A 13,488-nucleotide genomic window follows, 5' to 3' on the forward strand; every position below is an offset into this window, starting at 1 on the left:
CACATGCAGACACTCAAGGTCGACCTCGGCGAGCGCAGCTACCCGATTCACATTGGCGAAGGATTACTGGATCAGCCTGAGCTGCTGGCTCCGCACATCCACGGGCGGCAAGTGGCAATCGTCTCCAACGAGACCGTTGCGCCGCTCTATCTCGAGCGTCTGACCCGCAGCCTGGCGCAGTTCTCGGTGGTTTCCGTGGTGCTTCCCGACGGTGAAGCTTTCAAGAACTGGGAAACCCTGCAACTGATCTTCGACGGACTGCTGACCGCCCGTCATGACCGTCGTACCACGGTGATCGCCCTCGGTGGCGGTGTGATCGGCGACATGGCCGGTTTCGCGGCCGCCTGCTACCAGCGCGGCGTCGATTTCATCCAGATTCCGACCACACTCCTGTCCCAGGTCGATTCGTCGGTGGGTGGCAAGACCGGGATCAACCATCCGCTGGGCAAGAACATGGTTGGCGCGTTCTATCAGCCGAACGTGGTGCTGATCGATACCGCGTCCCTGAAAACCCTGCCAGCGCGCGAGCTGTCGGCCGGCCTGGCGGAAGTCATCAAGTACGGTCTGATCTGCGACGAACCGTTCCTGACCTGGCTCGAAGACAACGTCGACGCCCTGCGTGCGCTGGATCAATCGGCCCTGACCTATGCCATCGAACGCTCCTGCGCCGCCAAGGCAGCGGTGGTCGGCGCCGATGAGAAAGAAACCGGCGTACGAGCCACCCTCAACCTCGGCCACACCTTTGGCCACGCCATCGAAACCCACATGGGCTATGGTGTCTGGTTGCATGGTGAAGCGGTCGCCGCTGGCACCGTGATGGCGCTGGAAATGTCTGCGCGCCTGGGCTGGATCAGCGAGCAGGAGCGCGATCGCGGCATCCGTTTGTTCCAGCGTGCCGGTCTGCCGGTGATCCCGCCGGAAGAGATGACCGAAGCCGATTTTCTTGAACACATGGCAATTGACAAAAAAGTGATCGACGGTCGCTTGCGTCTGGTGCTGCTGCGCCGGATGGGCGAAGCGGTGGTGACCGACGATTATCCGAAAGAGGTTCTACAGGCCACGCTGGGAGCGGATTACCGCGCTCTGGCTCAGCTTAAAGGTTAATAAGATTCCGATGACTAGTTTGCATGCCGACGAGGCGTTCCTCGGCCATTTCCAGTTAAGTCACGACCCTTTCGCGCCGCGGGTGCCGGGCTTCAAATTCTTCCCGGCCCAGCGCAAGCCGGTGCTGGGTCAACTGCATCATCTGGCGCGTTACAGCCAGTTGCTGCTGGTGGTCACCGGCCCCCAGGGCAGCGGCAAGACCCTGCTGCGTCAGGCGCTGGTTGCCAGCACCAACAAGCAATCGGTGCAGAGCGTCGTCGTTTCCGCTCGTGGTGCCGGCGATGCCGCTGGTGTGCTGCGTCAGGTGGCCCAGGCGCTGGACGTGGCGCAGGCCGAGGTCGGGGCGATCCTCGATCAGGTCGTTCAATTGGCGCTGACGGGGCAGGAAGTCTATCTGCTGGTGGATGATGCCGAGCAGCTCGACGAGTCCGCCCTTGAAGCCCTGATGGCGCTGGGCGCCGGCGCACCGGAAGGCCGCCCGCATGTGTTCCTGTTCGGCGAGTCGTCGCTGATCGCGCAGCTCGAGGCTTTGCACCTTGAGGAAGAGCGCTTTCACGTCATTGAACTGCAGCCGTACACCGAAGAAGAAACCCGCGAGTATCTCGACCAGCGGCTCGAAGGCGCCGGCCGGGGTGTCGAACTTTTCACCGCGGATCAGATCTCTGATATTCACGAAAGCTCAGAGGGTTGGCCGGGCAACATCAACCAGGTCGCTCGCGATGCTCTGATCGAAGTCATGATTGCCAGCCGCTCTGCGGTCAAGCGTCCAAGTATGGGGTTCAACATGCCGAAGAAACACGTATTGGCGATATCCGCCGTGGTCGTGGTCGCGGTCGCGGCGGCCTGGCTGATGCCGGGTCGCAACAAGGCACCGACCACCGGTGCGCCGGCCAACGAGCAGGCGCAACTGCCATTGGGCCAGGGCACGCCGCAGGCGGGTGGCGCGCCGTCCGTCGAATTCAACGGCAATACTCAGCCGATGCCGCTGCCGCTGGTCGGCAACTCGCAGCCGGTGATGCGCGGTCCGCTGGCTGAAGCGGCGGGTGGAATCACCGAGGGCGACGACGGCGTGCCGGTCGAAGGTTCCAGCAATACGCCGCCGACCGTGACCACCACCGCCCCTCCCGCGGGCGTTCAGGCCGGTCCTGCACCGACCCCGGTTCCTGTCCCGGCGGCCAAACCGACCCCCGCACCAACCCAGGTTGCTACCGCCAAGCCGGCACCTGCTCCGGCCGCTCCAGTGGCCAAACCGGCTCCGGCGCCTGCCAAGCCTGTTGCCACCACCAAACCTGCCGAGAAGCCGGTTACCGTCGCCAAGGCTGCCGGTGGCAGCTGGTACGCCGGTCAGCCGACCAGCAACTACGTGGTGCAGATCCTCGGCACCAGCTCCGAAGCGACTGCGCAAAACTTCGTCAAGGAGCAGGGCGGCGAGTACCGTTATTTCAAGAAAGTCCTCAACGGCAAGCCTCTCTACGTGATCACCTACGGCAACTTCGCCAATCGTGATGCAGCCGTTTCTGCCATCAAGGCCTTGCCAGCGAAGGTTCAGGCTGGTAAACCTTGGCCTCGCACTGTCGCCAGCGTCCAACAGGAACTGGCAACAACTCGCTGAAGATTCGGCGGCCTTACCCAGGCCGCCTCTCCAAGCACCTCAAAATTTCTACAAGTGCGCGCTTCCTTTCAGGTCGCGTGCCTTGTGGTGTCTGCGTCACAGTAGTCTTTGAGTCGTTGCGGTCAAAATTAAAAAAGTTTTGACTAGCACAGCAGATCGCTTTAAACCTTTCACAAATGCGACATGAATTTGCGACATTTCGTCGTCAAATTTGTGAGCCTCTGTGTCGCTGTGTACAATGACCACCCTTTTGCCCCCGCAAAGCCGGCGTACGTTCGGCGCGAGATGCAAGTGGTTGAATTGAAAAGAAATTTGCCTCGTAAAGAGGCAGCCTGGTGAGAAAGTGTCTATGAAAGCAGGTCTGTACCAACCAGATGAATTCAAGGATAACTGCGGTTTCGGCCTGATAGCCCATATGCAGGGCGAACCCAGTCATACCCTTTTGCAAACGGCCATTGAGGCCCTGACCTGCATGACCCACCGCGGTGGGATTAATGCCGACGGCAAGACCGGTGACGGTTGCGGTCTGCTGATTCAAAAACCCGACGCCTTCCTGCGTGCCATTGCCCGGGAAGCCTTCAGCGTCGAGCTGCCCAAGCAATATGCCGTGGGCATGGTCTTCTTCAACCAGGATCCGGCCAAGGCCGAAGCCGCTCGCGAGAACATGAACCGTGAGATCCTGGCCGAAGGCCTGCAACTGATTGGTTGGCGCAAAGTGCCGATCGACACCAGCGTCCTCGGCCGCCTGGCCCTTGAGCGCCTGCCGCAGATCGAGCAGGTGTACATCGGTGGCGAAGGCCTGAGCGATCAGGACATGGCGGTCAAGCTGTTCAGCGCCCGTCGTCGTTCGTCGGTGGCCAACGCCGCGGATACCGACCACTACATCTGCAGCTTTTCCCACAAGACCATCATCTATAAAGGCTTGATGATGCCGGCCGACCTGGCCGCGTTCTATCCGGACCTGGGTGACCAGCGCCTGCAAACCGCGATCTGCGTGTTCCACCAGCGCTTCTCCACCAACACCCTGCCGAAATGGCCGCTGGCCCAGCCATTCCGCTTCCTCGCCCACAACGGCGAGATCAACACCATCACCGGCAACCGCAACTGGGCCCAGGCCCGTCGCACCAAGTTCACCAACGATCTGATGGATCTGGAAGAACTCGGCCCGCTGGTCAACCGTGTCGGATCCGACTCCTCGAGCATGGACAACATGCTCGAGCTGATGGTCACCGGTGGCATCGACCTGTTCCGTGGCGTGCGGATGATCATTCCGCCAGCGTGGCAGAACGTCGAAACCATGGACCCGGATCTGCGTGCGTTCTACGAGTACAACTCGATGCACATGGAGCCGTGGGACGGCCCGGCCGGCGTGGTCATGACCGACGGTCGCTACGCGGTGTGCCTGCTCGACCGTAACGGTCTGCGCCCGGCGCGCTGGGTCACCACCAAGAACGGCTTCATCACCCTGGCTTCGGAAATCGGCGTCTGGAACTACCAGCCTGAAGACGTGCTTGCCAAAGGCCGTGTCGGCCCGGGCCAGATCTTCGCCGTGGACACCGAAACCGGGCAGATCCTCGACACCGACGCGATCGACAACCGTCTGAAATCCCGTCATCCGTACAAGCAATGGCTGCGCAAGAATGCCCTGCGCATCCAGGCCACCATGGAAGACAACGATCACGGTTCGGCTTTCTACGACGTCGATCAGCTCAAGCAATACATGAAGATGTATCAGGTCACGTTCGAAGAGCGCGATCAGGTACTGCGTCCGCTCGGCGAGCAGGGCTACGAAGCCGTTGGCTCGATGGGCGACGACACGCCGATGGCCGTGCTGTCCCAGCGCGTGCGCACGCCGTACGACTATTTCCGCCAGCAGTTCGCGCAGGTGACCAACCCGCCGATCGACCCGCTGCGTGAAGCGATCGTGATGTCGCTGGAAATCTGCCTCGGTGCCGAGCGCAACATCTTCCAGGAATCGCCGGAACACGCTTCGCGCGTGATCCTCAGCTCGCCGGTCATTTCCCCGGCCAAGTGGCGTTCGCTGATGAACCTCGACCGCCCGGGTTTCGAGCGGCAGATCATCGACCTCAACTACGACGAAAGCGTCGGCCTCGAAGCGGCGATCCGCAACGTCGCCGATCAGGCTGAAGAAGCCGTGCGTGCCGGTCGTACCCAGATCGTTCTGAGCGACCGCCATATCGCTCCGGGCAAACTGCCGATCCACGCCTCGCTGGCCACCGGCGCGGTGCACCACCGCCTGACCGAAAAAGGCCTGCGCTGCGACTCCAACATCCTGGTGGAAACCGCCACCGCACGCGATCCGCACCACTTCGCCGTGCTGATCGGCTTTGGCGCCTCGGCGGTCTACCCGTTCCTGGCCTACGAAGTGCTGGGCGACCTGATCCGCACCGGTGAAGTGCTGGGCGACCTCTACGAGGTGTTCAAGAACTACCGCAAAGGCATCACCAAAGGTCTGTTGAAGATCCTGTCGAAGATGGGCATCTCGACCATCGCTTCGTACCGCGGTGCGCAGCTGTTCGAAGCCATCGGCCTGTCCGAAGAAGTCTGCGAGCTGAGCTTCCGTGGCGTACCGAGCCGTATCAAGGGTGCGCGCTTCGTCGACATCGAAGCCGAACAGAAAGCCTTGGCCACCGAAGCCTGGAGTCCGCGCAAGCCGATCCAGCAGGGCGGTCTGCTGAAGTTCGTTCACGGTGGCGAATACCACGCGTACAACCCGGACGTGGTCAACACCCTGCAAGCCGCCGTGCAGCAGGGCGACTACGCCAAGTTCAAGGAATACACCTCGCTGGTGGACAACCGTCCGGTGTCGATGATCCGTGACCTGTTCAAGGTCAAGACCCTCGACACGCCGCTGGACATCAGTGAAGTCGAGCCGCTGGAATCGGTGCTCAAGCGCTTCGACTCCGCTGGCATCTCGCTGGGCGCCCTGTCGCCGGAAGCTCACGAAGCCCTGGCCGAAGCCATGAACCGCCTCGGTGCGCGTTCCAACTCCGGCGAAGGCGGCGAAGACCCGGCGCGCTACGGCACCATCAAGAGCTCGAAAATCAAACAGGTCGCGACCGGCCGTTTCGGGGTGACCCCGGAATACCTGGTCAACGCCGAAGTGCTGCAGATCAAGGTCGCCCAGGGCGCCAAGCCGGGCGAGGGCGGGCAACTGCCGGGCGGTAAAGTGAACGGGCTGATCGCCAAACTGCGTTACGCAGTGCCGGGCGTGACCCTGATTTCGCCACCGCCGCACCATGACATCTATTCGATCGAGGACTTGTCGCAGCTGATCTTCGACCTGAAACAGGTCAACCCGAAGGCGCTGGTCTCGGTAAAATTGGTGGCTGAAGCGGGCGTCGGCACCATCGCCGCCGGTGTGGCCAAGGCCTACGCGGACTTGATCACCATCTCCGGTTACGACGGTGGCACCGGTGCTTCGCCGCTGACCTCGATCAAATACGCTGGTGCACCGTGGGAACTCGGCCTGGCCGAAACCCACCAGACCCTGCGCGGCAACGACCTGCGCGGCAAGGTTCGGGTACAGACCGATGGCGGCCTGAAAACCGGCCTCGACGTGATCAAGGCAGCCATCCTCGGCGCCGAAAGCTTCGGCTTCGGCACCGCGCCAATGATCGCGCTGGGCTGCAAATACCTGCGTATCTGCCACCTGAACAACTGCGCCACCGGCGTCGCGACCCAGAACGAGAAGCTGCGCAAGGATCACTACATCGGCACCGTCGACATGGTGGTGAATTTCTTCACCTACGTCGCCGAAGAGACCCGTGAATGGCTGGCCAAGCTGGGCGTGCGTTCCCTCGAAGAGCTGATCGGCCGCACCGATCTGCTGGAAGTCCTCGAAGGCCAGACCGCCAAGCAGCATCACCTGGATCTGACCCCGCTGCTGGGCAGCGATCACATCCCGGCGGACAAGCCTCAGTTCTGCGGCGTCGAGCGCAACCCGCCATTCGACCAGGGCCTGCTGGCCGAGAAAATGGTCGAGATGGCGACGTCGGCGATCAACGACCTCAGCGGCGCCGAGTTCGATCTGGATATCTGCAACTGCGACCGTTCTATCGGCGCACGGATCTCCGGCGAAATCGCGCGCAAGCACGGCAACCAGGGCATGGCGAAAGCGCCAATCACCTTCCGCTTCAAGGGCACTGCAGGTCAGAGCTTCGGCGTGTGGAACGCCGGCGGTCTGAACATGTACCTGGAAGGCGACGCCAACGACTACGTCGGCAAAGGCATGACCGGTGGCAAGCTGACCATCGTGCCGCCGAAGGGCAGCGTTTATAAGACTCAGGAAAGCGCCATCATCGGCAACACCTGCCTGTACGGCGCCACGGGCGGCAAGCTGTTCGCCGCCGGCACCGCCGGCGAGCGTTTCGCCGTGCGCAACTCCGGTGCCCACACGGTCGTGGAAGGCACTGGCGATCACTGCTGTGAGTACATGACCGGTGGTTTTGTCTGCGTTCTGGGCAAGACCGGTTACAACTTCGGCTCTGGCATGACCGGCGGTTTCGCCTACGTGCTCGACCAGGACAACACCTTCGTTGACCGGGTCAACCACGAACTGGTGGAAATCCAGCGGATCAGCGGCGAGGCGATGGAAGCCTATCGCAGCCACCTGCAGAACGTGCTGAACGAGTACGTCGCGGAAACCGACAGCGAGTGGGGTCGTGAACTCGCCGAGAACCTCGATGACTACTTGCGCCGCTTCTGGCTGGTCAAGCCGAAGGCTGCCAACCTGAAGTCGTTGCTTTCCAGCACCCGTGCCAACCCGCAGTGATATGCGCCTGAAGAGTTTGATGAGGTTTTAACAATGGCTGAACGTCTGAATAACGACTTCCAGTTCATCGATGTCGGGCGCAAGGATCCGAAGAAGAAACTGTTGCGTCAACGCAAGAAAGAGTTCGTGGAAATCTACGAACCGTTCAAACCCCAGCAGTCGGCCGACCAGGCCCACCGCTGCCTGGGTTGCGGCAACCCGTATTGTGAATGGAAGTGCCCGGTGCACAACTTCATTCCGAACTGGCTGAAGCTGGTGGCCGAGGGCAACATCCTCCAGGCCGCCGAGCTGTCGCACCAGACCAACACCCTGCCGGAAGTCTGCGGCCGGGTGTGCCCGCAGGATCGTCTGTGCGAGGGTGCCTGCACCCTTAACGACGGCTTCGGCGCGGTGACCATCGGTTCGGTCGAGAAGTACATCACCGACACCGCGTTCGCCATGGGCTGGCGCCCGGACATGTCCAAGGTCAAACCGACCGGCAAACGTGTCGCGATCATCGGCGCAGGCCCGGCGGGCCTCGGTTGTGCCGACGTGCTGGTGCGCGGCGGCGTGACCCCGGTGGTGTTCGACAAGAACCCGGAAATCGGCGGTCTGCTGACCTTCGGCATCCCCGAGTTCAAGCTCGAGAAGACCGTGCTGAGCAATCGCCGCGAAGTCTTCACCGGCATGGGCATCGAGTTCCGCCTCAACACCGAGGTCGGCAAGGACGTGACCATGGAGCAACTGCTCGCCGAATACGATGCCGTGTTCATGGGCATGGGCACCTACACCTACATGAAGGGCGGTTTTGCCGGTGAGGACCTGCCAGGCGTCTATGACGCGCTGGATTTCCTGATCGCCAACGTCAACCGCAACCTGGGCTTTGAAAAGTCGCCGGAAGATTTCGTCGACATGAAAGGCAAGAAGGTCGTGGTGCTGGGCGGTGGCGACACGGCGATGGACTGCAACCGCACGTCGATCCGCCAGGGCGCCAAATCGGTGACCTGCGCCTATCGTCGTGACGAAGCGAACATGCCGGGCTCGCGCAAAGAGGTGAAAAACGCCAAGGAAGAAGGCGTGAAGTTCCTCTACAACCGCCAGCCGATCGCCATCGTTGGCGAGGACAAGGTCGAAGGTGTGAAAGTGGTCGAGACCCGTCTCGGCGAGCCGGACGCCCGTGGCCGTCGCAGCCCCGAGCCGATCCCGGGCTCCGAAGAGATCATCCCGGCCGACGCCGTGGTCATCGCTTTCGGTTTCCGCCCGAGCCCGGCGCCGTGGTTCGAGCAGTTCGAAATCCAGACCGACAGCCAGGGCCGCGTCGTTGCGCCCGAGCAGGGTCAGTACAAGCACCAGACCAGCAACCCGAAAATCTTCGCCGGTGGTGACATGGTGCGCGGTTCCGACCTCGTGGTGACGGCGATCTTCGAAGGCCGCAATGCGGCGGAAGGGATCCTGGATTACCTGGGCGTCTAAACCTTCCTCTGATCGTTCCCACGTCGAGGCGTCGAACCGTCTGCGTGGGAACGATTTTCTGTGAGAAAACCGCGACAAATTGACCCGATAGACAAAAGGCTGACCTGCATTCGTGCCTTTTGCGTCGCGCTCTGAGAAAATGCCCGCACTTTTTTTCCGGATGCCGACATGACTGCCCTGAAGAACGACCGTTTCCTCCGCGCCCTGCTCAAGCAACCCGTAGACGTCACCCCTGTGTGGATGATGCGCCAGGCCGGCCGCTACCTGCCGGAATACCGCGCCAGCCGCGCCCAGGCCGGTGACTTCATGAGCCTGTGCATGAATCCGGAATTCGCCTGCGAAGTCACGCTGCAACCGCTCGACCGCTATCCGCAACTGGACGCGGCGATCCTGTTCTCCGACATCCTCACCATTCCCGATGCCATGGGCCAGGGCCTGTACTTCGAGACGGGTGAAGGTCCGCGCTTCAAGAAAGTCGTCAGCACCCTGGCCGACATCGAAGCCCTGCCGATCCCGGATCCGCACAAAGACCTCGGTTACGTAATGGACGCGGTCAGCACCATTCGCCGCGAACTGAACGGCCGTGTACCGTTGATCGGTTTCTCCGGCAGTCCGTGGACCCTCGCCACCTACATGGTCGAAGGCGGCTCGTCGAAAGACTTCCGCAAGACCAAGGCGATGCTCTACGACAACCCGCAAGCCATGCACCTGCTGCTGGACAAGCTGGCACAGTCGGTGACTTCGTACCTCAACGGCCAGATCCAGGCCGGCGCCCAAGCGGTGCAGATCTTCGATACCTGGGGCGGCAACCTGTCGGCGGCGGCGTATCAGGAATTCTCCCTGGCCTACATGAAGAAAATCGTCAGCGGCCTGATCCGTGAGCACGACGGTCGCAAAGTGCCGGTGATCCTGTTCACCAAAAACGGCGGCCTATGGCTGGAAAGCATCGCCGACGCCGGCGCTGACGCACTGGGCCTGGACTGGACCTGCGACATCGGCAACGCCCGCGCCCGCGTTGGCGACAAGGTCGCGCTGCAAGGCAACATGGACCCGACCGTGCTCTACGCCAAGCCGGAAGCGATCCGCACCGAAGTCGGGCGCATCCTCGCCAGCTACGGCAAGGGCAGCGGCCACGTGTTTAACCTTGGCCACGGCATCACGCCTGAAGTCGATCCGGAACACGCCGGCGCGTTCCTGCGTGCGGTGCACGAGTTGTCGGCGCAGTATCACGAGTGATCGGCGCTCAGCTCTAAGGGTAGAAAACAAAAACGCCCGGCTTATGCCGGGCGTTTTTGTTTGCGATGTGTTTAACGACCGAGGAGTTGTTCGGCGTAGCGGGCGATGATGTGGTCGAAAGGCTTTTGATTGGGGATAGCGGTAGTTCTGATCGCCGTCACTAACCGCTCAAGCTCTTCTTCGCTGACTTGCATGACGAACTCATCATCGAAGAAGCGGCGGATTGTGTCCTGACGTCGATTTTTGAGGTAGGCGATGTCTAGCGCCAATACCTCGATCATCTTTGTGGCGGGAAGGTCGTCAGAATCTTTTGGCTGGATTTCGCCGGTTCGCAGATATCGGAAGCGCTTTTCACAGTTCTCGTCGGTGGGAGAAATGTGTTGGTTTTCGTCGAACCAGTTGCCCTTCTTATGGCCGCAGTGCAACGGGTTGCCGGGCTTGGTTTCTCGCAGGCAGGAGGCATGAAGGTTGTGAAACTCCAACGCCAGCTCTTCGAAATGCTCTTGTGGTCTGAAGTGTTCGATATGGCTGGTCGAAGCATCTATTTCCCGGCCGCAATAACAGCAGAAGAAGCCTTGCTCCCGCAGAAGGGCGTTGTGCAGATCTCGTTTCTCTGGGTTTTGCAGAGTGGGGTAGGTCGGACTCCACTCCTCGTTCGCCGAGTTTTTCCAATCTGTAAATGAAGCGGGTTCAGTTCCTTTGAGCACTCGCTTCATTTGCCGAGAATCTCCTTGCGCCTGATCAGAGCCTCTGCGCCTGCAAATTCTGGAAGGTCAGGAGCTTTTTTCTTCAACGCAGCAAGCTGCGATTTTGCTTTTTTTAGATCGTTATCTTCCAATGTTGAAAAGAGCTCAGAGAGGAGGTTTTCAATCTCTGGCTCACGCTGCTTAACACCCATGACCTCTTCGAGCACACTGCTCGAATCCAGGCCGTAAGTTACTTGTGGGTGAGATGGGTCACCATTGTTTAGTACTACGACCTCTTCGGGTCTGAGGCTGCCAATGATCTGTGGGGAGTGGCTGGCTGCAATGAACTGGACCTTGGGAAACGCCTGTTTTAATGCCGGTGCGATACTCCGCTGCCAAGCTGGATGAAGGTGGATGTCCAACTCATCAATGATCACTACTCCTGAAGTCCTAGTCAGAACGTTCATGCCCATGTGTGGGTTGAGAATGCACATGCGTCGAGCGATATCGGCGAACAGCGCGATCATGCCTCTTTGTCCGTCGCTAAGTTCGTTGAAAGGCACAGTTACGCCGCCGTGAAAATCGATCAGCAGACTTTGTAGTCTCAAGTCGTAACGCAAATCTCTGACATCCGGCAACGCGATTTGAATAGCGGCATTTACCCACGCTAATTCATCGTCGAATTCTGAACTGGCAGATCCCGAGTCCAGCATGTCTTGTATTCGATCCAGCGTTCGTCCGATCAGCCAGGTCTCAAAGTCTTTCAGATCGGTGACCGCATCCAGCCAGTTTGAATAGCCGTCATAACGAGATATTTTTTGTTGCGCTGCCGACTCCGCAGAAACACCCGCGGCCTTCCAGCGGCGGTTGGATCGATAAAAAGCAAGCACCGGTAAATCAATCTGTTCTCGTCGATTGATTTTGTTGGTCAGTTCAAAAAGTTCATCAGCAACACCCGTGTCTGTGAGGTGAGGCGATTCTATTGCTTGTCTGATGATCTTCCACTCAGAGGCGCCCAGCAGTTTTCCTTTGGCTTCTATCAGATGCGGAAACTTTCTCTCAAAGCGACTGCGGCCTTCAAACTTATCAATGAAAAAACGAACGTTTTCGTCATTTAACTTGAGGCTGTCTGATGCCATCACAGCGCCAAATTCATGGAAGGATGCCGCCGCCGCCTGCAACAAAGAAGTCTTCCCGCTCCCATTAACCCCCACCACCAGATTGAATCCTGGTTGAAAGTCGAATGTGGCATCTTCGTAGCAACGAAAATTTTTAATGTGGAGACGGTCCAGGCGCATTCTGGCTTCCTTTACCAAAGCAGATGAATGCCGTCAGTGTACCTTGGCCCGTGATTACCGCTAGGGCGCAGTTGTGGCTAAACCTTTTCGCCACCACCCAGCGGCGGCAACTTCGCCAGCTTCAACGCCACCAACAGCGCCACCAGCAACAACGCGCCGATGAACAGGCCGATCCCGTTCCACCCCGCCAGGTGCCAGAACACCCCGCCCGCCGTCCCGGCAATGCTCGAACCGGCGTAATAACTGAACAGGTACAGCGACGACGCCTGGCCCTTGGCCTTGAGCGCCCGACGGCCGATCCAGCTGCTGGCCACCGAGTGGGCGCCGAAGAAGCCGAAGGTGAAGATCAGCATGCCGATGATCACCAGCGGCAGCGGTGTGAACATCGTCAGGGCGAGGCCGGCGAACATCAGGGCGATGGTCGCCCACAGCACTTTGCGGCGGCCCAGTTTGTCGGCCAGCGAACCGATTTTCGCCGAGCTGTAGATGCCCGACAGGTAGACCACCGACAACAGCCCCACGAACACTTGATCCATGTGGTACGGGGCGGCCAACAGCCGATAACCGATGTAGTTGAACAGGGTGACGAATGCGCCCATCAGCACGAACGCTTCGAGGAACAGCAGCGGCAGGCCGGCATCGCGAAAGTGCATGGTGAAGCCGTCGAGCAGGCTGCGCGGATGCAACGAGCGGGAGCGGAAGTTGCGCGACTCTGGCAGGATTTTCCAGAACACCGCCGCTGCGATCAGCGCCAGGCCGCCGATCACCATCATCGCCGTGTGCCAACTGACGAAGTCGATCAGCACGCCAGTGATCAACCGTCCGCTCATCCCGCCAATCGCGTTGCCACCGATATACAAACCCATCGCCAGACCAATGTGCTGTGGATGGATTTCCTCGCTCAGGTAAGTCATCGCCACCGCCGCCAGACCACTCAATGACAGCCCGATCAGCGCACGCATGATCAGCACACCGTGCCAGCTCGGCATCATCGAACTGGCGATGGTGCACAGCGCCGCGGCAAACAGCGCGGCGACCATCACCGGTTTGCGCCCGACCCGATCGGAAATCGGACCGGTGATCAGCAGGCCGAAAGCCAGCATGCCGGTGGCCACCGAGAGGATCAGGCTGCTCTGCGCCGCGTTGATCGAATATTCGTGGGACAGCAGCGGCATCATCGGCTGCACACAGTAGAGCAGGGCGAAGGTCGCAAAGCCGCCGCTGAACAGCGCGAGTACCGTGCGCATGAACGCCGGCGTGCCTTTTTCGATGTAGATCTCTTGCAGTTCGGTCATCACATCGTCC

General features: G+C 60.3%; 8 protein-coding genes. 5 read left to right on the top strand and 3 right to left on the bottom strand.

Going from position 1 to position 13,488, the window contains the following annotated elements:
- Positions 1 to 3 precede the first annotated feature (3 nt).
- From aroB to hemE, 5 genes are all read left to right on the top strand, one after another.
- Positions 4 to 1,104, top strand: a complete 1,101-nt coding sequence (gene aroB / locus L6D81_RS16745; protein WP_236181110.1) for a 3-dehydroquinate synthase — start codon at positions 4 to 6, stop codon at positions 1,102 to 1,104.
- Positions 1,105 to 1,114: 10 nt separating this feature from the next.
- The gene (locus L6D81_RS16750) at positions 1,115 to 2,716 is read left to right on the top strand and encodes an AAA family ATPase (RefSeq protein ID WP_236181111.1); all 1,602 of its coding nucleotides are present in this window, start codon (positions 1,115 to 1,117) and stop codon (positions 2,714 to 2,716) included.
- Positions 2,717 to 3,065: 349 nt separating this feature from the next.
- Complete coding sequence (gene gltB / locus L6D81_RS16755) at positions 3,066 to 7,511, top strand: glutamate synthase large subunit (RefSeq protein ID WP_236181112.1); 4,446 nt, start codon at positions 3,066 to 3,068, stop codon at positions 7,509 to 7,511.
- A gap of 33 nt (positions 7,512 to 7,544) precedes the next feature.
- Positions 7,545 to 8,963, top strand: a complete 1,419-nt coding sequence (locus L6D81_RS16760) for an FAD-dependent oxidoreductase (RefSeq protein WP_007909438.1) — start codon at positions 7,545 to 7,547, stop codon at positions 8,961 to 8,963.
- 168 nt (positions 8,964 to 9,131) lie between these two features.
- Positions 9,132 to 10,199 carry a uroporphyrinogen decarboxylase gene (hemE, locus tag L6D81_RS16765; protein ID WP_007952372.1) on the top strand — a complete coding sequence of 356 codons (1,068 nt, stop codon included), beginning with the start codon at positions 9,132 to 9,134 and terminating at the stop codon, positions 10,197 to 10,199.
- Positions 10,200 to 10,270: 71 nt separating this feature from the next.
- Here hemE and L6D81_RS16770 read toward each other — a convergent pair whose 3' ends face one another.
- From L6D81_RS16770 to L6D81_RS16780, 3 genes are all read right to left on the bottom strand, one after another.
- The gene (locus L6D81_RS16770) at positions 10,271 to 10,915 is read right to left on the bottom strand and encodes a retron system putative HNH endonuclease (RefSeq protein WP_236181113.1); all 645 of its coding nucleotides are present in this window, start codon (positions 10,913 to 10,915) and stop codon (positions 10,271 to 10,273) included.
- Positions 10,912 to 12,183, bottom strand: a complete 1,272-nt coding sequence (locus tag L6D81_RS16775) for an AAA family ATPase (protein WP_236181114.1) — start codon at positions 12,181 to 12,183, stop codon at positions 10,912 to 10,914. The genes L6D81_RS16770 and L6D81_RS16775 overlap by 4 nt, the downstream gene beginning before the upstream one ends.
- Before the next feature lie 77 nt (positions 12,184 to 12,260).
- Positions 12,261 to 13,478 (bottom strand): MFS transporter, encoded by a 1,218-nt coding sequence (locus L6D81_RS16780; protein WP_373874310.1) that lies wholly within the window; start codon positions 13,476 to 13,478, stop codon positions 12,261 to 12,263.
- Between the last annotated feature and the right edge of the window lie 10 nt (positions 13,479 to 13,488).

It is taken from the genome of Pseudomonas sputi (assembly GCF_021603585.1).
Lineage (GTDB): Bacteria > Pseudomonadota > Gammaproteobacteria > Pseudomonadales > Pseudomonadaceae > Aquipseudomonas > Aquipseudomonas sputi.